At 53.1% G+C, this 21,380-nt stretch carries 18 protein-coding genes; 2 read left to right on the plus strand and 16 right to left on the minus strand.

Annotated features, from left to right (window positions below; all coding sequences use genetic code 11):
- Window positions 1-254 precede the first annotated feature (254 nt).
- Complete coding sequence (locus tag AC3IX4_RS06865) at window positions 255-1,415, plus strand: patatin-like phospholipase family protein (RefSeq protein ID WP_489259830.1); 1,161 nt, start codon at window positions 255-257, stop codon at window positions 1,413-1,415.
- 242 nt (window positions 1,416-1,657) lie between these two features.
- On the opposite strand, the gene AC3IX4_RS06870 is transcribed toward AC3IX4_RS06865, so the two are convergent.
- A complete protein-coding gene (locus AC3IX4_RS06870; RefSeq protein WP_489259831.1) occupies window positions 1,658-2,512 on the minus strand; it encodes a pirin family protein in 855 nt (284 codons plus the stop codon).
- Window positions 2,513-3,018: 506 nt separating this feature from the next.
- Between AC3IX4_RS06870 and AC3IX4_RS06875 the strand changes: the two genes are divergently transcribed.
- Complete coding sequence (locus tag AC3IX4_RS06875; protein ID WP_489261185.1) at window positions 3,019-4,122, plus strand: IS110 family RNA-guided transposase; 1,104 nt, start codon at window positions 3,019-3,021, stop codon at window positions 4,120-4,122.
- A 2,293-nt stretch (window positions 4,123-6,415) separates the two neighbouring features.
- Here AC3IX4_RS06875 and AC3IX4_RS06880 read toward each other — a convergent pair.
- The 15 genes from AC3IX4_RS06880 to AC3IX4_RS06950 all read right to left on the minus strand — a co-directional run bounded on the left by AC3IX4_RS06880 (window position 6,416) and on the right by AC3IX4_RS06950 (window position 21,196).
- Window positions 6,416-7,027 (minus strand): hypothetical protein, encoded by a 612-nt coding sequence (locus AC3IX4_RS06880; protein WP_489259832.1) that lies wholly within the window; start codon window positions 7,025-7,027, stop codon window positions 6,416-6,418.
- Window positions 7,028-7,372: 345 nt separating this feature from the next.
- On the minus strand, window positions 7,373-7,639 hold the full coding sequence (locus tag AC3IX4_RS06885) for a type II toxin-antitoxin system RelE family toxin (protein ID WP_005730593.1): 267 nt from the start codon (window positions 7,637-7,639) through the stop codon (window positions 7,373-7,375).
- On the minus strand, window positions 7,623-7,850 hold the full coding sequence (gene relB / locus AC3IX4_RS06890) for a type II toxin-antitoxin system RelB family antitoxin (protein ID WP_005730594.1): 228 nt from the start codon (window positions 7,848-7,850) through the stop codon (window positions 7,623-7,625). The genes AC3IX4_RS06885 and relB overlap by 17 nt, the downstream gene beginning before the upstream one ends.
- A gap of 366 nt (window positions 7,851-8,216) precedes the next feature.
- On the minus strand, window positions 8,217-9,608 hold the full coding sequence (locus AC3IX4_RS06895) for an undecaprenyl-phosphate glucose phosphotransferase (RefSeq protein WP_489259833.1): 1,392 nt from the start codon (window positions 9,606-9,608) through the stop codon (window positions 8,217-8,219).
- Window positions 9,609-9,984: 376 nt separating this feature from the next.
- Window positions 9,985-10,344 (minus strand): VanZ family protein, encoded by a 360-nt coding sequence (locus tag AC3IX4_RS06900; RefSeq protein ID WP_489259834.1) that lies wholly within the window; start codon window positions 10,342-10,344, stop codon window positions 9,985-9,987.
- Window positions 10,341-12,422, minus strand: a complete 2,082-nt coding sequence (locus tag AC3IX4_RS06905) for a YjbH domain-containing protein (protein ID WP_489259835.1) — start codon at window positions 12,420-12,422, stop codon at window positions 10,341-10,343. The genes AC3IX4_RS06900 and AC3IX4_RS06905 overlap by 4 nt, the downstream gene beginning before the upstream one ends.
- Window positions 12,419-13,186 carry a capsule biosynthesis GfcC family protein gene (locus tag AC3IX4_RS06910; protein ID WP_489259836.1) on the minus strand — a complete coding sequence of 256 codons (768 nt, stop codon included), beginning with the start codon at window positions 13,184-13,186 and terminating at the stop codon, window positions 12,419-12,421. Before AC3IX4_RS06910 ends, AC3IX4_RS06905 begins: the two co-directional genes overlap by 4 nt.
- Window positions 13,183-13,842, minus strand: a complete 660-nt coding sequence (locus tag AC3IX4_RS06915; RefSeq protein WP_489259837.1) for a YjbF family lipoprotein — start codon at window positions 13,840-13,842, stop codon at window positions 13,183-13,185. Before AC3IX4_RS06915 ends, AC3IX4_RS06910 begins: the two co-directional genes overlap by 4 nt.
- Before the next feature lie 14 nt (window positions 13,843-13,856).
- Window positions 13,857-14,969, minus strand: coding sequence for a polysaccharide biosynthesis/export family protein (locus tag AC3IX4_RS06920; RefSeq protein ID WP_489259838.1), 1,113 nt, complete (start codon window positions 14,967-14,969; stop codon window positions 13,857-13,859).
- An 88-nt stretch (window positions 14,970-15,057) separates the two neighbouring features.
- Window positions 15,058-15,366 (minus strand): hypothetical protein, encoded by a 309-nt coding sequence (locus AC3IX4_RS06925; protein ID WP_489259839.1) that lies wholly within the window; start codon window positions 15,364-15,366, stop codon window positions 15,058-15,060.
- Between the two features lie 415 nt (window positions 15,367-15,781).
- Window positions 15,782-16,717: a glycosyltransferase family 2 protein gene (locus AC3IX4_RS06930; RefSeq protein WP_489259840.1), complete on the minus strand. Its 936-nt coding sequence runs from the start codon at window positions 16,715-16,717 to the stop codon at window positions 15,782-15,784.
- 25 nt (window positions 16,718-16,742) lie between these two features.
- Window positions 16,743-17,762, minus strand: coding sequence for an NAD-dependent epimerase/dehydratase family protein (locus AC3IX4_RS06935; protein ID WP_489259841.1), 1,020 nt, complete (start codon window positions 17,760-17,762; stop codon window positions 16,743-16,745).
- A 123-nt stretch (window positions 17,763-17,885) separates the two neighbouring features.
- On the minus strand, window positions 17,886-18,749 hold the full coding sequence (locus AC3IX4_RS06940; protein WP_489259842.1) for a rhamnosyltransferase: 864 nt from the start codon (window positions 18,747-18,749) through the stop codon (window positions 17,886-17,888).
- 120 nt (window positions 18,750-18,869) lie between these two features.
- Window positions 18,870-20,003, minus strand: coding sequence for a glycosyltransferase (locus tag AC3IX4_RS06945; protein WP_489259843.1), 1,134 nt, complete (start codon window positions 20,001-20,003; stop codon window positions 18,870-18,872).
- A 17-nt stretch (window positions 20,004-20,020) separates the two neighbouring features.
- A complete protein-coding gene (locus AC3IX4_RS06950; protein WP_489259844.1) occupies window positions 20,021-21,196 on the minus strand; it encodes an EpsG family protein in 1,176 nt (391 codons plus the stop codon).
- Window positions 21,197-21,380 lie beyond the last annotated feature (184 nt).

Genomic DNA, 21,380 nt, shown 5'->3' on the forward strand with positions numbered 1-21,380 from the left:
AGGCTGCGATGCGGCCCGATAGGGGCGCCCGCTTCGCGGTCGATCGCAGCCTACGGCAGCGGCTACAAGATTGTGTCGGACGCTGTAGCCGCTGCCGCAGGCTGCGATCGCCGGAATGCCGGACCACCGCAAAGCGGGCGCAGCGATCTAAGATCCGCATTAGCGGCCCTGACGGACCGCATCGCAGCCTGACGGCAGCGGCTACAGGGTCAAAATGCTATCTACAGGTGATCTGACGCCAGGGAGGCCCTCGCATGCCCGGCATACACCCCATCACAGGCCTGATCCTCTCCGGCGGCGGCGCCCGGGCGGCCTATCAGGTCGGGGTACTGGCCGGCATCGCTGATCTACTGCCACCCGGCGCCGCCAACCCTTTCCCGGTGATCGTCGGCACCTCGGCCGGCGCCATCAATGCCGTGACACTGGCCAGCGGCGCCATGCACTTCGCCGAAACCATCCGCCGCCTCACCGACTTCTGGGAAGGCTTTCGCAGCCACCTGGTGCTGCGCAGCGACTGGCCCGGCGTGATTCGCCAGGCCAGCCGCTTCGTCAGCCACAGCCTGCTTGGCATCGGCCGGCAACTGCCCGTGGCCCTGCTCGACAGCTCCCCACTGCGCACCTTGCTGGACACCCACCTGAACCTCGGTGGCATCAACCAGGCCCTCCACAACCAGCACCTGCGCGCCGTGGCCGTGACCGCCTTCGGCTACGAATCCGGCCACGCCGTCACCTTCTACCAAGGCAAAGACGCCATCCACCCCTGGTTGCGCCACCGCCGCATCGGCGTACCGACCCAACTGTCGGTCGAGCACCTGCTGGCCAGCGCCTCGATCCCGCTGCTGTTCGCGCCGGTCAAAATCGATCAGGAATACTTTGGCGACGGCGCCGTGCGCCAATCCGCCCCCATCAGCCCAGCCTTGCACCTGGGCGCCAACCGCGTGCTGGTAGTGGGCGTCAGCGGCAACCCTCGCGGCCCCGACCAAGTCGAGCCCCGCCAGCGTGTATTCAGCGGCCAACAGCCGAGCCTGGCGAAAATCGGCGGCCACATGCTCAACAGCACCTTCATCGACAGCCTGGAAGACGACATCGAACTGCTGCAGCGGCTCAACCACTTCAGCCAACTGATCCCACCCCAGGACCACCCCAAACCGCTGGGCATCGCCCCGGTAGAAGTGCTGGTCATCGCCCCCAGCCAACCCCTGGACGAAATCGCCGCCCGCCACCGCAGCGAACTGCCGCCCGCGTTGCGACTGTTTCTGCGCGGGTCGGGCGCGACCAAAACCAGCGGGGCAGGGGTGCTGAGTTATTTACTGTTCGAGGCGGGGTATTGCAGCGAATTGATCGAACTGGGGCGGCGAGATGCGCTGGCCAAGAACGAGGAGATTTGCCGCTTTCTGGGGTTACCTCACCCCTAATGTACCGGCCTCGCCTCATTCCCAGGTAGGAGCCAGCCTTGGCTGCGATGGCCACACCACGGTATATCAGGCAAACCGTGGTGATGCTATCGCGAGTAAACTCTGCTCCTACAGCAGCCGATCATCACGAAAATCGCCAGCGAATGCAGCCGCCGCAGGATGTCTGACACCCTGCGTTGCCTTCATTCGCTGGCAGGCCAGCTCCCACAGGGGACTGTCCCACACAGTCCCCCCATCAATGGTCACGCCGTCAACCGATCATCACGAAAATCGCGCAGGGCCTGCTCGATCTCCTCACGGGTGTTCATCACAAACGGCCCATACTGCACAATCGGCTCATTCAACGGCTTGCCCGCAATCAACAACACCCGCGCCCCATTCGGGCTGCTGATACGCAACTCACCCTCATCCCCCAGGCGTACCATACGACCAGCTTCGATCGCCTGCGGATGCCCCGCCAACTCAATGGCCCCCTCAAACACATACAACATCACCCGATGCCCGTCAGGCAAACGCGGCGTCACAACACCACCCGCCGCCAGTCCCAAGTCAAACAAATGCGGCTCAGTGTCCGGCCGCTGCACCACACCCACCTGCTGCACCTGACCATCATCAAAGGTACCGGCAATCGCCACCACCTCAACCCCACCCGGGGTGGTCAGGCGCGGAATCTCATGCGGCTGGATATCCCGATACCCAGCCTTGCCCAGCTTGTTTTTGCCAGGCAGGTTCAGCCACAGCTGAAAGCCACGCATGGCGCCTTCTTCCTGCTCGGGCATCTCGCTATGGATAATCCCGCGTGCCGCCGTCATCCACTGCACACCGCCGCCTTCCAGCAGGCCGACATTGCCCAGATGGTCCTCATGGCGCATACGGCCTTCGAGCATATAAGTGATGGTCTCGAACCCACGGTGCGGGTGCGGTGGGAAACCGGCGATGTAATCATCGGGATTTTCCGAGCCGAACTCATCGAGCATCAAAAACGGATCGAACCGCTCCACACCCTGGCCACCAAACACGCGAGTGAGCCGAACCCCGGCACCATCGGATGTTGGCTGACCCACATGCACGCCAAGCACTTTTCGAAACGAAGACATAGACGTAGACCCTCAATCAGGTTGATATGGGCGCCATGCTATAGGTGAATGGATTGATAGATTAGCGGTTATTTTGGATGTTAATTATCAATAAATCAGATGATTTCGTGGAGGCAGAACATCAGTCTCCCTCCTGCGAGCAGCCATGCTCATGGATGAGCTGCAGCCATGCACATGTGGAAACTGCAGCCATGCTTCATGTGTGTGGCTTGCCAGCGAAGCTGTTGGGGCAGTGACTTCATTCGCAGGCAAGCCGGAATGCCGGACCACTGCTCCCACGTTGCAACGTGCCATGGCCTGTGAGAGTGGAGTTGCCAGCGACGCGCAATCGCGCAAACCCCACCGAGCCTACAAAAATCCAAAGCCGAACCACCAAGGCTAACAACGCCGATCCCACAGAAAATGGCACGTTGCAACGAATGTAATTACATGGACTCGCCCCAACCGAGGCGTCTATGCGCCACGGTGGCATCTATAAAGAAGCCAACGACAGCGAGGGCGAGCCCATGAAAAAGCATACGACCAACAATCACTCTTTGTCTTCAGCCGACCTAGCAACCTGTTCGACCGTCTCGGTAGATCTTGCCAAGAGGGTCTTCCAGGTGGCCGGGGAAAACGCCCTGGGCCAAGTGGTGTACGAGGACCGAATCAAATCGCGCGAAGCCTTCCAGGCGTTTCTTCGCCAACTGCCCATGAGCGTCATGGTGCTGATGGAAACAGGCCCAGGCGCTCAGGCATGGGCGCGGTTGCTGCAGGCCCAAGGCAACCCGGTGCGGATCCTGCCTGCGCAGCATGTGGCCGATCATCGCAGCGGGCCGAAGAATGATCGCAACGATGCACATGCGATCTTGCGGGCGGGTCGAGATAGTCGGATTGTCTCAGTGCCGGTCAAAAGTGCCGCGGCGCTGGCCATGCAGGCACTGCATCGCGCCCGCCAGGGCTATGTGCGGCGGCGCACGGCCATGGGTAATCAGATGCGTGGCTTGCTGCTCGAGCATGGCGTGGCCTTGGCGCAAGGTGAGGCGGCGATCAGCCGGGTGGTGCCGCGGATACTCGAGGATGCCACCCAGCCGCTGCCGGATCTGCTGCGCGAGCTGATTGCTGAGCTGCTCGGCGAATGGAGCCAGTTGGGCGAGCGCGTCAGCGTGTTGACCGGCCGACTGGAAACGGCCGCACAGCAGGATGAGACGGCGAAAAGGTTGATGACGGTGCGTGGCATCGGTCCGATCATCGCCACCGCGCTGCTGGCCAAGCAGGTCGAGCCTGAGCGCTTCGCCAACGCACGCCAGTTTGCCGCCTACTTTGGTTTGGTGCCCACTCAGCACAGCAGCGGACAGAAAATCCGGCTGGGCAAGATGAGCAAGCAGGGCGACGCCTACCTACGCAGCCTGGCGATCCAGGGCGCGCATGCGGTCTTGAGACAGGTGCGGCCTGATTCGGAACAACCCGATGACCGGCGCTTGCTGCGCTGGCTGTGTCGCTTGGGTCGCAAGGAAACGGCCGTCCGATTGGCCAACCGTACCCTACGCATCGTCTGGGTATTACTGAAAACCGAGCAGACCTATCGTCGCCACATGGGCAATGTCCAGGAGGCGACGATGAGTCACTGATCCACAGAGTTCTGCCACCGGGGCGTTAAAGCGCTCCAACCCTTGCTAAAGAACATTGACCCCAGGTCAGACCGTCGCGGATTGATGCCTGTGCTCCTACTGGCCCTTGAGGCCTTAACGTAATTGGCATACCGCGAGCTTATTGAATGTTGGCCAGAAGCCGATCAGGCTTCCTCGAGTAGGCCTTATACATAGATGCAGCCGGGTAGCAGTGTTCAAAAGCGGGTTGATAGTGGGGGCGAGTCCATACATAGGAGCCTTGGTCGCGATGCGCCGCGCGGGCGGCGCTCGATTTACGCAACCCCGCAGAACCCAAGGCAAGCGCCTAGAAGCCTTGATGCGGTCTCTCTCCCTTCATTCTCAGGGTGAACCGCAGAGTGCCTGCCAACAGATCGCATGACCCCCACGAGGTGCCTGCCTTGGTTTTTCCTTTGCTCTTGAGATCGAGCGCCGCCCGCGCGGCGCATCGCCGGCTAAAGCCGGCTCCCACATTGGTTGCAACGTGCCATGGCCTGTGAGAGTGGAGTTGTCAGCCACGCGCCCCCCCGAAACCACAAAAATCCAAAGCCGAACCACCAAGGCTAACAACCCCAACCCCACAGGCCATGGCACGTTGCAACCAATGTGGGAGCCGGCTTTAGCCGGCGATGCGCCGCGCGGGCGGCGCTCGATTTGGGCAACAGCACAAAACCCAAGGCAAGCGCCTGGAGGCCTTGATACGGCCTTCCTCCCTTCATTCCCAGGGAGAACCGCAGAGTGCCTGTCAACAAATCGCATGAGCCCCACGAGGTGCCTGCCTTGGTTTTTCCTTTGCTCTTGAGATCGAGCGCCGCCCGCGCGGCGCATCGCCGGCTAAAGCCGGCTCCCACATTGGTTGCAACGTGCCATGGCCTGTGAGAGTGGAGTTGTCAGCCACGCGCCCCCCCGAAATCACAAAAATCTAAAGCCGAACCACCAAGGCTAACAACCCCCACCCCACAGGCCATGGCACGTTGCAACAAATGTGGGAGCCGGCTTTAGCCGGCGATGCGCCGCGCGGGCGGCGCTCGATCTCGGCAACAGCACAAAACCCAAGGCAAGCGCCTGGAAGCCTTGATACGGTCTCCCTCTCTTCATTCCCAGGGTGATGAACCCGCAGAGTGCCTGTCAGCAGATCGCATGAGCCACATGGTGTCCGCCTTGGTTTCTCCTTTGCTCTTGAGATCGAGCGCCGCCCGCGCGGCGCATCGCCGGCTAAAGCCGGCTCCCACATTGGTTGCAACGTGCCATGGCCTGTGAGAGTGGAGTTGTCAGCCACGCGCCCCCCCGAAATCACAAAAATCTAAAGCCGAACCACCAAGGCTAACAACCCCCACCCCACAGGCCATGGCACGTTGCAAAAAATGTGGGAGCCGGCTTTAGCCGGCGATGCGCCGCGCGGGCGGCGCTCGATTTGGGCAACAGCACAAAACCCAAGGCAAGCGCCTGGAGGCCTTGATAGGGCCTTCCTCTCTTCATTCCCAGGGTGATGAACCCGCAGAGTGCCTGTCAGCAGATCGCATGAGCCACATGGTGTCCGCCTTGGTTTCTCCTTTGCTCTTGAGATCGAGCGCCGCCCGCGCGGCGCATCGCCGGCTAAAGCCGGCTCCCACATTGGTTGCAACGCGCCATGGCCTGTGAGAGTGGAGTTGTCAGCCACGCGCCCCCCCGAAATCACAAAAATCCAAAGCCGAACCACCAAGGCTAACAACCCCCACCCCACAGGCCATGGCACGTTGCAAAAAATGTGGGAGTCGGCTTTAGCCGGCGATGCGCCGCGCGGGCGGCGCTCGATTTGGGCAACAGCGCAAAACCCAAGGCAAGCGCCTGGAGACCTTGAAACGGTCTCTCTCCCTTCATTCCCAGGGAGAACCGCAGAGTGCCTGCCAACAGATCGCATGACCCCCACGAGGTGCCTGCCTTGGTTTTTCCTTTGCTCTTGAGATCGAGCGCCGCCCGCGCGGCGCATCGCGACCAAGGGCTAGGCGCCCCCGTCGCTCCTACATCGGTTGCAACGTGCCATGGCCTGTGAGATTGGAGTTGCCAGCCACGCGCAATCCCCACCGAAACCACAAAAATCAAAAGCCGAACCACCAAGGCTAATAACGCCGATCTCACAGAAAATGGCACGTTGCAAAAGGCGCCCAATGGGCTTTTGATTGTGTGGGGCTTCGCCAGCGAATAGCGTCACCGCGATGCCCCAGGCATACCGCGCCGCGGCCGTTCGCGGGCAAGCACGCTCCCACAAGCCCGCGCAAACAGTTGCTTCTAGCGTTTACGAGCCAACCCGCCATTTAGGCTGCTTGAACGCCTTCTCCTGCCCCGACAGCATCACCGCCACCTTATCCAGCGCACGCTCGGCCGTGTACTTGGTCGTCATCGTATTCAACCCAATAAACACCAGCCCAACCGCCAAAAGGCCCGGAGCAATGCGCCGCCTTGGCAGGCGCCCCATCAGATAAACAAACCCAGACGCCGCCACCGACCCCACCGCCGCCCCGGCAATCGCCTCAGACACCGGATGAATAAACGGCGCCACACACATAATCGAAAACCACCAGCAAGCCACCAGCCCCACCACCACAGCCGGCCAGCGCCACTTGGCCCGGACCTGCTGCGCCAGCAGGCTCACCGCCACCGTGGTCATCAACGTGGTATTCATCGCATGCCCACTGATAACCGCGATATTCAAAGACTCAATCCCGATGCCCCAGCCCTTGAACAAAATCTTGCTGCCACCGACCACGGCGTAAGCCAAAAACAGCGTCACGCCCCACAAGGCCAGCGCAGCCCTGGAGCCCGCACGCCAGGCCCAGAGAGCGATCACCAGCGCGGCGGGCAGCATGACCGTGATACCGCCGTACAAGGCCAATTGCGCCAATGCCATGAATGCCTCCCAAATCAAAACCGCTCAGAAAACTAGCTGACACACCCGCTGTCGTCAGGCTGCGATCGCTGTAGCCGCTGCCGCTAGGCTGCGACCGACCTGTAGCCGCTGCCGATAGGCTGCGATGCGGCCCGAATGGGGCGCCAGTGCGCTGATCGGGGACGATAGAGAAAACGGACAAAATCGTACGCTAAGCATGCGGCCTGTCAGGTTGAGGTCATAGAGGTTGACGCCGAAGCGTCAGGAAATGCAGGAGGCGGCCCTACTCTGACGCGGGGCGGGTGGCTCGCCTGACGTCAGGCAAGGGTGTACTTCAACTGGACGTGACAGCGGGTTACGATGGTTTCAGCGGTAAACTTCTCGACGGTTGCCAAGCTGCACAACCAGTATCCGTAAGGCACCGTCCTGAATCTCGCAGATTACCCGGAAGTCTCCTACGCGATACCGCCACAAGCCACCCAATGGGCCTGTAAGCGCCTTGCCAGTAGTTCTCGGATCATCCCTGCTGGACACCCGCTCATCCATAAAGTCAAGAATGCGCTTCGCTGACTGCTTGTCGAGCTTCCGCAACTGTGTTTTGGCCGTGTCGGTGTAATCAATCGTCCAGGCCAAGGTCTTTCCTTACGTCCGCAGCAGAGTGAACTACCTCTGTATTTTTACGGACACGCTCCAGGACTTCAGCCGCGAGGTAGTAATCCTCAAGGTCAGTCAGGCCATGATCAATGATTTCGCGCAGATAATACGCCTTGGTACGCCCGGTGCTGGTCGCCAAAAAATCTAGGCGCTGCTCGGTTTCGGGTGCCAAGCGAATGGAAGTGGCCATGTCTAAGGCTCCTATGTAATACGTGTATTCACGTTATCACAAATCTACACGGCAGCACTCAATTAAGAGCAGGCCGAATGCTTAGCGTACGATTTTTTCCGAATTCTGCGGGCTCCCCTGATCCGACTCTGCGCCCGCTTTGCGGGCGATCGCAGCCTATCGGCAGCGGCTACAGGTCGGTCGCAGCCTATCGGCAGCGGCTACAGGGCGATCGCAGCCTATCGGCAGCGGCTACAGGTCGGTCGCAGCCTATCGGCAGCGGCTACAGCCCAAAAACCAAAACGGGCAAGCCCACCCCCACAACAACCCCTGTGGGAGCGGGCTTGCCCGCGAATCAAAGCCTCAACGCTACCTAACGCCAAACCCTCAATAAATATCCTTCGACAACAACGTAAACGGCGTCTTGAACAGAATCTTGAAATCCAACCACAACGACCAGTTGTTGATGTAGTCCAGGTCCATCTCAACCCGCTTCTGCATCTTCTCGATCGTCTCGGTCTCGCCCCGGCAGCCGCTGACCTGAGCCAACCCGGTAATCCCCGGCTTGATTCGATGGCGGGCCATGTAGGCGATGATCTTGTCCGAGTAGTAGTTGTTATGCGCCACCGCATGCGGCCGCGGCCCTACCAGCGCCATATGCCCCTGCAGCACGTTGAAGAACTGCGGCAGCTCATCCAGCGAGGTGCGGCGAATAAAGCGCCCCACCGGGGTAATGCGCGAGTCCGTACGGCTGGCCTGGGTCACCTTGGTGTCGTCATGCACATACATCGAACGGAACTTCCAAACCTTGATCACCTTGCCGTTCCAGCCCGTGCGCTTCTGCTTGAACAGCACCGGCCCTTCAGACGTGAACTTGATCGCCGCTGCAATCGCCAGCAGCACCGGGCTGATCGTCACAATCGTCACCAGCGCAATAGCGCGGTCCAGCACAGCCTTGCTCAAGGCGGCAGTCGGGTAACTGGTCAGCGGGCTTTCGTTCAAGTGAATCGCCGCCAGGCCATCCACCTCACTGACCGAGTGGTTCAGCAGGGTCAAACTGTTGAAATCTGGAATCCACACCACATCCACACTGGAGTCGAGCAGGTCGATGTACAGCTCTTCGATCTTCTCGGCATCCTTGAGGGACAGGGCGATATACAGGCGGCTGATGCGATGGGTGGCAATCAGCTCACGCAGCTCTTCCAGCTGGCCCACGATCCGGTGAGTGTTGCTGAAGGCGATCTCATCAGTGCTCGACCCCACCAGGCCTACCAGCGGCGCGTCCTGAACCTTGGCAAGCTTGTCGGCCAGGTTGACGGCCAACTCGTTGGTGCCAACGATCAAAATCTTCTGACGGTTGCTGATGCGGTTGCTGTAGTAGCGCGCCAGCCAGTGCATCGGAACGTACAGCAACGCCTGCAGCACATAACCGAGGGAAGCCCACAACAGAATCACTTCACGGGAGAACGTCTCGCTGGTCTTGCTGATAAAGCCGATCACCGCCATGCCGCCCAGGGTAATGAGCCACCCACACAGCAAACGTGCCAGGCCCGACAAATAGCCCAAGCGCTTGTGATACACCTGCATCATCGAATACGCCGGCACCGAGCCGAGCAGCGTGAGCACCGCCAACACCCGGTAGGCCGAGTCGATCTCGCCATCCTGGTTGTAGGCCAGCACAAACAGCAGCCCGGTGGTCATGGCAATAGCCAAGGCCCATTGCGTCCAGAAGGTCAGCCCTTTGTGAACGCGATTACGATTTACACGAACGTGAACCATGGCGGAATTCCCTTTCGTTATCTTCCGATTACCAACCGCTATATATCGGGCGCTCCGTTTGGAGCGGGGCACGAAATAAGCCTCAGTTGGCGTTTGCCAATCAATCTATTAGCGGGTGTCAGAAACTTGTTGCCGAAGCTCGTCAAAAAAATGTCTAAACAGAAACTTTAGGGCGCCGTGCAACTCCTCGCAACGCAATGGATTTGCGCTGTTGATGGGGCAGAAGTTCAGAGGCAGGAATTAACCGGCCGGGAGGCCAGTGAGAGTAAAAACTCTGCGTTTCCTAAAGGTCGTTTCTTTTTGTGACACGGACTATACCGCGACGAACTAATGGCGTCACCCGAATATTCAAGAAGACTTCTCAAATATGTGGACTCTATCGCACCATCCGCCAAGCGGTCAGAAGGCCTAACAAAACACCCGCGCTATTGGCGAGCATGTCGTAGGGGGAGGCAGTGCGCAGCGGCATCAGCCCCTGCGCGGCTTCGATGGAAATACCGATGACCAGGCAGCCCAAGGCGACCCAGCGCAAACGAATCCTGGGAAAGGCCAGCACACAGGTGAACGACAACGCCATAAACCCCACCAGATGGTGGAGCTTATCTTCCTGATCAAAAACCTGAGGAATGGGTTGCGGGCGTAAGCCCGCATCCAAAAGCACCAGACTCACAACGATAAAAATGGCCGAACGCATCCAAAATGGAAGTTCGGCTATCCGTTTGAATAGGTTAATCACTCGGTAATCTTCTCGAAGTTGGTGTAGAACAAATCGGTGTAACGCCCGTCCGTCAAGTTCTGCAGGCTGTACTGGCGACTCAGGCGAGCGCCACCGTCACGCGTCAGCGGTGCCCAGACCATGTTGGCACGGCGTAGGGTCGAAACAGAGAACACTTCGTCGAATGGGATCGAGATGTAGATGCCTTTGTCGAAGCTACCTTCGCCAAACTCCTCAGCCGAAGCGGTGGTACGGGTGACCCAGGCGCCGAACCGAACGCCGTTGTTGAACAGGCGAGACAGGTCGATGGTGGTGCCCCAGTCCTCGGCCAGGTAACGACCGACGCTGACGGCGCTGGTAATGTCATAGCCCAAGTCAGCATAAGTAGTGATATGGCCGGTCACTGTCTTGTAATCCCGCAAGCCAAAGCCCTGATCAAAGTCGCGTTGGCGAACATAGTTCAAGTCTGCACCGACGGACCAACGTTGGCCCATTGGGCGATAAAGAACTTCGCCACCGACGCCGGCGAACATTGATTCTAAATAGCCACCATATACCATGCCATACCAATCTTGATCCAAACGCTCTGCATGGTTCAATTGAAGTGATGGCATAGTAATATCGGAAGTTGTTACGTACTTACGCAGGTCAGTACGCACGCGTTCCATTTTACTAGGGGCGTCGTATTGGAATTTATCGAAGTTATTCAGCAAGTTGAGGCTTGCGCTGCCGCTGAGCCACGTTTTGGGCGTGAAGCGATATTCCGCACCGTAGTCGGCCGACACCTGGTACATGATGAAGCCGTCCGGGCCACCGATGTTCTGCTTGTAGCCCAAGCCAAAACCGCCGTCGAAGGCATCGCGCTTTTGGGTGTAAAGCGTGGTTTCGGTATGCGGCACTGGTCGATTGACCTCGCTGGTGCGGTGCAGGTCTTTCAGGTCCATGTCGTTGTTGACCACGGCCCGGAACTGCTCACGAGGCACGCTGATTTCTTCGACGGCCATGTCGTATTTGTCCTCGACCACGGTGAACCACTTGATGTCGTCGTTCACGCTGTTGTCGAGGATGCGGCTGGCCCGGCCTACGCCTTTAGCAGGGTAGTAGTACTTGGTTTGTTCGCCGTAGACGAGGAGTTCGTCGCCTTTTTGGGTGATGCGTTCGACGTTGTAGCCGGCGTTTTTCTTCAAGCGCGAAGAAACATCTGCCCAATCCACTTGGTCGGGCGCAGTAGTCGGTGCTTTGGCGGGCAGAGGTTCTGCTGGCGGGTCGAAGGTCTTGGCAGGCGCCTTTCGGCTAACGAAGTTGGTATGGACGGTGATACCAAACATCGCGGTGTTGCCACGTTCCCAGGCAGCGCTCAGATCAACCGAGTCGCCCACCTTGAACACCGCGCCAAAGTTGACCGGTGAATCCTGGATCTGATTGTTGTTCTGCGGCTCTTTCTGGTAATCGTTGCCTTCGTACTCAAGCTTGAGGCTCAGGGGCTTCCAAGGGGTTTGGTACGTCACACCGCCAAAAAGGGCAGGCGAGCCTCTGAAATAGCTGTCGGTGTTGGCCTCACCCGTTCCGGTCGGCGCTGGGCGGGTATCAAATCGATCATCGAGATACCCCAGCGGGTTGTCCAAATCACCGCGGTTACCGATATAGCCCCAGGCAAGGCCCAAGCTGAAGTCGAGCTCTTTATAGCGTTTGTTGGCAACAAAGTATTCGCTGGAGAAAAGACCAGTACCCCCAATGTCGCGAAAGCCCAGCGCTACTTGAGGTAGCCAATGGCTCTCTTGCCATAGCCTGGCTTTGACGTCGACCGCCTTGTCTTTATAGCTTTGGCTACCGCTGAGTGAAGAAGGGCCGTAGTCACGGTTGCTGACCGATGTATAGCGGAAAGAACCTTCGAGCCACTCGAACGGCTGCAACGAAAAGCTGTATCGGCTATAGGGGTCGGTACGGTTGGCGTTAAAGCTCAACTCACCCGCGGGCGCCATGCGCGCCGTAGGCGTTTGTAAAAGGCCTACACCCCCAAAATCACTTTGGGTGTACTGCGGCTCTGCATGAGCCAAACCACAGGGAACAATCAGTACAGCAGCAATACGAAACTTCACCGGGCCATCTCCGCCAACGGTTGGGTGGCAAGAAACTCGGCCAATTGCTGGTTCAAGTCAGGCGTAGGCGGATCAATGTCGCTGGTTTTGATGGGGACCAGAATCTTGCTGCCCGCGGCAACGATAGCGCCGTCTTCACGGTTCCAGCCGCCATTGCCGATGCGCCGGACTTCACCGTAGGGTTGGATGAGCCAGAGGTAATCGCCTTCTGCATCCTTGAGCACGGTGCAGCTTTCCAGGTAATCACGAGCTTGCAGCATGGGGCGAAACGCAACTTCACAAGGCTCCCCTATGGCGCCCAGCACTTCGACTGTGCTGGGGCGGGTGGGGTAGATCAACTGATCACCATCGGCAAGCAAATAGTTACGGGCAAACGAAACTTCCAGGGCAATTGGGTCCAGCATGGCGACCTTGCGACCGGTCACCGGCAACCGGCTAACCTCGTCAAACAGGCGAGCGGCAAGTGCAGCCCGACTCTCTTTACCGTCCAGCAATGCGCCGCGCTCGACCATCTTCAGGTCGAACAGCACACCAACCTTAAGGCGTTGTTGTTTCTCCAGCTCTGGTTTGTGCAGCCAGGTCGCGGCGAGCCAGTAGCTCTCAGCATTAGGGCGGGAAGGGAGAACAACATCGAGTAGGCGAGCATCTGCAGCCATTTCGTACTGACCGGGCTTTAGTACATCACCGCTGACGGTGACAGCCGCATGGCTCAGTGTCGGGCAGGCAAGTAGCACAGCTGCCCCTATCAAATTCTTCATGTTCACCGGGAAACCTCCCGGGTTTTAGGCAAGCGCATGACTCTCAAGGTAAGGTCCGGGCTGAGGTGTTGCACGCTGACTTGGATGACGCCATTGGAGGGGTCAACCCAGTAGCGATTCGTGGCGCTGTAGCCCAGGTCCGGGATTTTCATGCGCTCATCAATGCGCAGGAGTTCGTACTTTTTATCCAGGATCTCTACGGTTTCCAGCGACTTGCGAACAAAACGACTATGAACTGGCAGCCCGGTACGTTGACCTTCATACAGGTCAATCCAGCGGGTGCTGGTGTAGTCGTCTGGTAACTGATGCAAACCGCGTTTGAACGGAGATTCGCCGTCGAAGCGTGTGCCGTCTGTGCCACCCAGCAAACCGATACTGCGGACCACAAAGCCGTTGCGCATCAGAAGGGTTTGCTTGCCCGAAGCGATCCAGAACTCCAATTCACCGCGCTGGCGCGCAAGTGCCATAACACCTTCACTGGAAGGTGTCGTGACCTGGATTTGCGCGTAGGGCAGGGCGTCGACTTGAGCTTGTGTCAGGTCGATTGATTTAGCCCCTTGGAAGGACGCTTTGAAGGTATCGATGGAGGCCGACATCAGCGGGCTACAGCCAGACAACACCGCTGGCAGCGCCAGCAGTGCAAGGTTACGCAGGATTTTCACGAGTCGACTTCGCCTTATCGGGACTGGGCTTCGCTTACGTTGTTCATCGAAGCAGCACCGGTACCCAGAATACTGGCCGAAGGTAACAGTTGGCTGATCAAGCGATTCCAGCGAGTTACGCCGGCCGGGCCAACGTAGACGATGTCTTGCGGTTGGAGGTCAAAGCGAGTAGCCAGCGCAAAGGCTGTAGGCGACTGTGCGTCCAATTGAAAGACTTTGGCGGGTTCTGTTTCCAGGTTTTCAGCGCCTCGGATCACGTAAAGCGCATTACCGTTGGAGGTGGTCTGATTAAGGCCACCTACCGTTCCGACTGCGTCAGCGAGATTCAGCCGGCTCGTTTTGAAGGTGACAGCGCGAGGCACGTTGACTTCGCCCATCAGGTAGACCTTCTTGCGGTCGTTGTACGGAAGGAACAGCTGATCGCCGCCTTGAAGGTACACGTCCTGCAACTGCGAGTTTTGGCTGTTCAATGCGTCCAGATCCAAAACATAGTCCCGGCCATTACGAGTCAACACCAGACCGGAAAGGTCTGCGTTCAACGGATCTGCCCCTGCGGTACCAATGGCTTCTAGAACGCTCAATGGCGAAGTAGTGACAGGCTGTTGGCCAGCTTTGAGTACTGCGCCGGTGACGACAACTTTCTGGCTGGCGAAGCGCAACACGTTGAGGTCGACCTGCGGGCTTTCAATAAACTGAGCCAGGCTGTCGGAGATCTGCTTGCGCAATTCTTCAATAGTTTTGCCAGCAGCTTGGATGTTGCCTACATAAGGATAGAACAGGGTGCCATCTGGACGAACCAAGCGTCCGTTCGCGTCGATCTGCTGCTGAGCGCCAGAAGGTGCGGTCAGCTCAGGGTGATCCCAGACGGTGATATACAACACGTCGTTAGCGCCAATGCGGTAGGCGTCTGGTTTATAGTTTAAAAGTTCTGCTGGCACGGAGGATTTAACCTGAGTGGCAACGTTTTGAGCGATGAGCTTTGGCGTAATCGGGATCAACTCCACTCGGCTGCTCTCAGGCGAACCGTCCCGCACGAGTTGACTGGTGTCCATATTTTGGCCAGGTGAAAACATACAGCCTTGCAGGGCAAAGCCCGCAAGCAGCGCAAGTGAAGTGCTACGAATCATGATGGGACGACGCTTTGAAAATACTGATCGAAACAAAACCACCCAGACGGTTCTGGGTGGTTGAGGGGAGCTAAATCTTCAGGAAGATTTAGTTGGTAGTACCGGTAGTACCGGTAGTGCCAGTAGTACCGGTGGTGCCAGTAGTACCGGTGGTGCCGCCCGAGCCGCTGCCACCGCCACCGCTGTTTGATAGGGCAAGGCCACCGGCTACCACGGCTACGGCTGCGCCTACGACAACGGCAGTGCTCACGCCACCGATCAAACCGGTTTCGGCAGCGGTGGTCAAGGAGGTTTCAGCAGCTGTGCTTTCTGGGGCAGTCGACTTGACTGGGGCTTCGGCAGCGATTGCAGAGGTGCTGAGGGCGACCATCAGAGCGGAGGCGAGAAGCTTGTTCATAGGGAAGTCCTTTTGCGGGAGAATAATTGATTCGTAGATGGATAGCATGGTAAGGGACCGAAGGGTAGCTCTGCAAGCGAAAGCCCTAGAATTTCTAATAAACATATCACCTAATCGGAACTTTTGAATTCTATCCAACCGAGACTACCTCGGTAGTCAGCGATGCTTAAGTTAAAAACTTTTGAATATCAGGTGTTATGGTTTTCGATAGGTGAAGTGACAAGAAATGGCGGAGCTGCTCTCGGCTCTAAAGGAAGCAGTTTTTAAAAAATATAAGCGTGCTAAAACACCACAAAAAACGTGGAATTAATACGACATAAATTTCTTGGTGCCATAATTTTGTCGAGTTCTGCTTGAGTTACCATGGTAAGTAAATTTAGACTAAATTGCTCTGCATCGGCGGAGATACAATTATTCAATATCTATTGGCAAAAGGACTATCCCAATACCGTCTATACATGCTTAACTTTTTCTTTAGCGATAACGGCATAAACTTTTCAAACTGACTGACTTTGTATGCGGCCAGTTTAATAATATTACGTACGATGGAATTTGGTATCCACGATGAGTGATGGGATTTCAAATAGTTTAGTTCTGATTTAACATAGCGAAATCCTTCTCCCCCAGCGCCTCCAAAAGATTTTCGAATCCAAGGCTCTCTTGCATGAAATACACCCATGTCGAAATAGCGGCGAAACTCTTCTACTAATGAATAGTTATGGGAATGGCGGCAGCAGGCATCACCCTCATAGCCAATTTTCCAGCCAGACAATAGCATTTTCGCAGCTACGTACATATCCTCAGCAAAAATAACGTGAGTAGGAAACCCTCCAACGCTTTTTAAAGCTTTGTACCGGTACGCAGCAAAAGAATTGGACATAAAAGCACATTTTATGCCAAGTTCTGATGCGTCGGCCATCTCTTTGATTTTTGATGCTGATGGATAATTGTATATTCTGGCGTGTTGAGCTAAAGGGGTTGCGTCTAAATGAGATAGTTGCCTGCCGCAAACTGCACCTACTTCATCATCTACGAAGGGGGACACCAGCTTTTCGATTGCGTGTGGATCTTCTAAATATGCATCTTGCGTTAGAAATACATAAATATCGTAGCCTGGATTGAGGTCTACCAAAAGTTGGCGGGTTCCGCCGTGGTTAAAATCTTTACTTTGGACGGTATGCACATTATTACAGCGGGAATGCGCAAGCTCTGCTGTTCCATCGTGGGAGCTGGAGTCTACAATAAACAAATCCGCATGGACACTTTGCATGTCCAGAGAGTCTAACAGTCGGGCAAGATCATTTTTGTTATTATAAGTAGGCACTACACAAGCAATTTTAAAGGCGTACATTGTTTCGCACTCTTTGATTTACTGGTTAAGACCATTCTTTTGGATATTCTTTTTTCCAATCCAGAAATGCTGATTCCAACGTGTAAATATAATTGTAATTATTATTGATCAGATAGTCGGGCGATATATTGTTGGATCGCACTAGTTTTCGAATTCGAACTGGGCTGAATGGGTGCTGAATGCCGAGAGGTCGAGCAATCAACTCAATAATATATGAGGTGGTTAATAGTATGTGAAAAGGTACTGCAAAGCTTTTGCGCTGTATGTTGGCGACTTTGCAAACAGTATCAACGTACTCTTTAATGGAGGGCCCTGGATTCATAGACATATTAAAGGTCGTAATGCGTTCGTTTTTTTCAATCTGGTGGTTAAAAACCCATAGCATAGCATTGCAAAGTTCTTTGACATATACACCAGCTTTGCGGGTGTTTTGATTTCCCATGTAGAAAAAATAACGACGCAGAACCGCCTTGATCAATCGAGAGACGTTCCCTCCTTCGCCTGGACCAAAAACAACCCCAGGTCTAGCTATTACGAGATGCCGATCTTTTTCGCCTCTCGCTTGCCAAATCTGATGGATTTTTTCTGCCGCCAGCTTTGACCCCCCATATGGTGTATTCGGAGAAGGGATAGAACTTTCGTTTTTTTGAACTTCACTTGGTCCATATGGGGAAATAGAACTGGTGAAGATTATATTATTGCAACCTACTCGTTCGGCCCAGTTGCAAACATTCTCAGCTCCCAGAAGGTTGGTCTCGTAATACTCTATACCTTCGTGCCCCGGTTCACGATGGACAGCCGCAAAGTTTGCAATGAGTGATACAACTTCTGTTGGCTGCCAGTCAATTGCCTTCCTTACATCTCCAATAACTTCTGTTAGGCCAGGAGTTGAAGTGGTAACTGCCTTTCTATAGCTGCTAATTTTGTTTTTGATTGGCTCTATATCGTAGAGATATACGTGAGTGTATTTTTTTGTGTCAAGAAGGGTTTTAGCGAAAAAAGAGCCGATAAATCCGTTTCCGCCAAATATAACAGCGCACCCCATAAAGCACCTCATTCGAAAAGTTTATTAATGGTCCAATGCAATTTTTATTTGGATGTGATTGCTTTAGTATATGAGCTTTTAATTTTTCTGGTAGATATTTAACTGAGAAGCAAACGAAGTAAATTATGATCTTCCTTCGTCATACCTCCCTGTCCTATATTTTGCTGCATCAATGTAGGCGTGAAGCATGAACTTTAAGTGTTTTTGTTTTTCTTTGCAGCAAAGTACAATCAAAGCTTGGTGTATGGCTGCAAAAAATATTTCTCTCAGAGCAAGAGCTTTAGGAACACTACTTTTTCTAAGAAGTAAAAAAGAGTTCCTGATTCTATAGTAGCGCCTTAAGGGTGTATGAACAGGAACTCGGAAGAAAAAGAAATTTAAGCTTTTCTCACCAATGGAATGAATCATTTCTGCTCTTGGGTTTATCTCGATATTTATACCATGCTGCGCGCACCGCAGGCACCACTCTGTATCGACATAATCTATAAAAAAGTCTTCATCCATGGTGCCTACTTTTTTGAATACGGCTGTTTTAACAACAGTACCTGAAGAAATGGCCGTCGATACCATTCGTGGAAATTGCATGGCGCTTGGATTTATTACTTTTCGGAATCCATGTTTTGAAATGTCTACAATCTTGTAAAAAAAACCCTTCTCCTTATCTCTGAAAACCGGCGCAGCAATCATTGTGTCGCGATTGGTTATGCTGGAGAAAAGTTCTTCAATACATTCTTTTTTAATAATGCTGTCTTGGTCTAGAAATATAACCGCTCCATATTTATTGTCGACCGCGTAATCAATACCTATGTTCTGTGCCTTAGCGATTCCTTTGTTGTCATTTAGCTCAAATAATTTATTTTTGCTTTGAGGGTTCGGGATGTAACACTTGACAGTATTGTCAACTATACAACAATCGACACCGATATTATTTAGGCTATCTATTGTGTGTTGAAGTACTTCGATTTCTGGATTATACGTGACTATCACGGCGCATTTTTTCAATGGTGTAGCCCTCGAGCAGTACTTATATCGGAAAAATAAAAAATAGGACCATCAGTAAACCGCAGTCAGTCGAGAAGCGCGATGCTAATCGCGCCTGCAAAATGGTTACTCCCCCCACAAGGCGCACTTCAACCCATTGATTTGCTTTTGCCATGTGAAGTTAGCTAGAGCGTACTCCCTGATCGACTGATCATTTAGGTCTAGCTTTTTATACCAGGCAATTATGTCTTCAATGCTAAATATATCTTCAGAGGCTGGGACCGTCAGGCAAAACTCCAAATGATCAACTGAATAATCTGAATGACTTTTTATTATGGGGAGGTTTTGAAGGCAATATTCTTTTGACTTAATTGAGCAATTATAGTCAAGGCCGCTTCTATGTCGCCCCAGAGAATCAACTCCTATGTCTGCGAGTAAGTAATAATTAATTAATTCCTCTGGGCTTTTTCGTCCATGAAAAAAAACGTTATTTTCTAGCTTTAATTTGTTGACTAACTGCTGAAGGGTGCTGAACGTAGGCTCGTTATGTCCTATGACATGGAATTCTATTTTTGGCGCTAAAGAGTTTCTATCACTCTGCTTTACATATTCGGCTATAGACTTTATTAGTCTGTCATATCCATGCCAGTAGTTTAAATCAGCTACACCTATAAAAGAAATTTTATTGGCGTCCGTGATTGACTTGGGTATGAATTTATCATTAGGCATGATTCCGTTAATGAGACGGTGTGCTTTAGTGCCCCAAATAGTATCTACTGGTTTTCCCATATAGGTTACAAGATCAATTTTCTTATATAATTGCGCTCTCATTAAGAAATGAGGTATAAGAGATAGCTTCTCTTTTAAGGTTTTCATCTCTTGGTCGTATGGATATGTTGGTATTTCCAATGCAACCTTAGTGCTATTTCTTTTTAGAAGGCTGATGAAATATAAAAGGCCTAAACAGGCTGGGCCTCCTTGAGGGTTGCGGATGTATATTAAATCGTATTGACTACCAGAGGACTTTAAATATTCGCCTATCTTTGGAAAAAAAAGCTTTCTAGATAAGAAGTTGGTCGTAATCGTTACTTTGTGGTTGTTTGTAACGAATACTAGTCCTTCGTTAGAAGGAAAGGCCATGTCAACCGTACAGTCTGGGTAGGTGAACGCCGTTATCTGGTTCCTGATTTTTTTCGCTATTCCATCCTTTTGCCTATCAATAGGGTGCATGGAAATGTATAGTATTTTTTTTGCGCTCAAGGATATCACCGATATATTTATAGGGGGAATTGTATGTTGTATAGCTCAAGATTGGTGGAGCGCCAAAGTGTCAGTGAGCTGAATGCTAAGTAAATAATGGAAGTCGTGACAAGTATGTTTTTGTGGGCTTTTGAAGAGTGATAAGAACCTTTTGATATAAGGTGCGTAATTAAAATCGGAGTGAATGAAAAGGCCCAGTACAGGTTCCGAATAAACCATGCCATGTCAATTAGTAAGGCATTATAAATTGAGAGTGACGCGGTTATACATACAAGAAACAACGAGATTTTTTGTGTTCGGTCGATTTGTGTGTTCGTGGTTATGTTGTAAACAAATAAAGTAGCGCCTAGCAAGACGATTGAAATATCGGTTAAAGATTTTATCCGCCCTAGTAGTGATAAACCGTTGAATAGCGCACCCTCTACGCCATTTCCGACATAGGCATCTAGTTTATTTTGAAAATCGATATTAACTAGTTTGAATATTGGGTTTAGAAAATCAAGTCCGCTCAAGCCCCCTAAAAAACCCTTGGAAAGAAGTATAACAGTTATGTTTAAGCATAGTGCTCCGGCGCATAGCTGCATTGTACTTCTTTTGCTTCTGGAAATAATTAATGATAGAAGTATTACTATTAGGATAGTTATCGCAGACCAATGAAAACCAATGGCTATAAAGGCTGAAACAGAAAATGCCAGATATCGTTTGTTAATTAAATAGTATGAGGCAATTATAATAAATGACGCTGCGACGCCCTGTCGATATACGTTGGTTGCAAACTCAAAATAGCTGAAATTTAAAATGTAAAGTGTCAGGCAAAAGCTTTTTGCAGGGGCTGAAATGTAAAGAGAAATAGCTAAAAGTGTAGATGCAAGTAAAAATGACACGCTGGAGGCGACATAAAAGCTTTCGGAGTGGTCAAAAATACTTAGGAAACGCATCAGTATATAAAATGAATACCCCCAGGAGAAATTCTCAAATGATCCCAATGTTTTAAACTGATGAATATACATTGGCATGTCAGGACTGTAGTTTTCTGACAGAGTGTAGAAAGCAATTGAAACTGCAAAAATTGGTATGATTAGAAATCTATCAAGGGTGTGAGATTTAGCCAGCGCAGTCAGGGTTGAAAGTGCCAAGAGAACGATAAATATTAAGTAGTAAGCCAGAATGTCTGGGTTTGAAAAATTTGACATAAGGCGACCTTCTTAATTTGTTATTCGTAGTTTCTGAAATTTCATATTTTGCTTTTTTAGAAAGAAAAATATTAATAGGTTAAGTTTAGTTCGTTTGTTTGGATTTTAAGGATCTTGCGATTATGGAAAATTATTGTCGAAACTCTAAGGAGACGCTGAACAAATCACCGATTCATACCGAGCC

The sequence above is a fragment of the Pseudomonas sp. KH_021 genome (assembly GCF_057838865.1).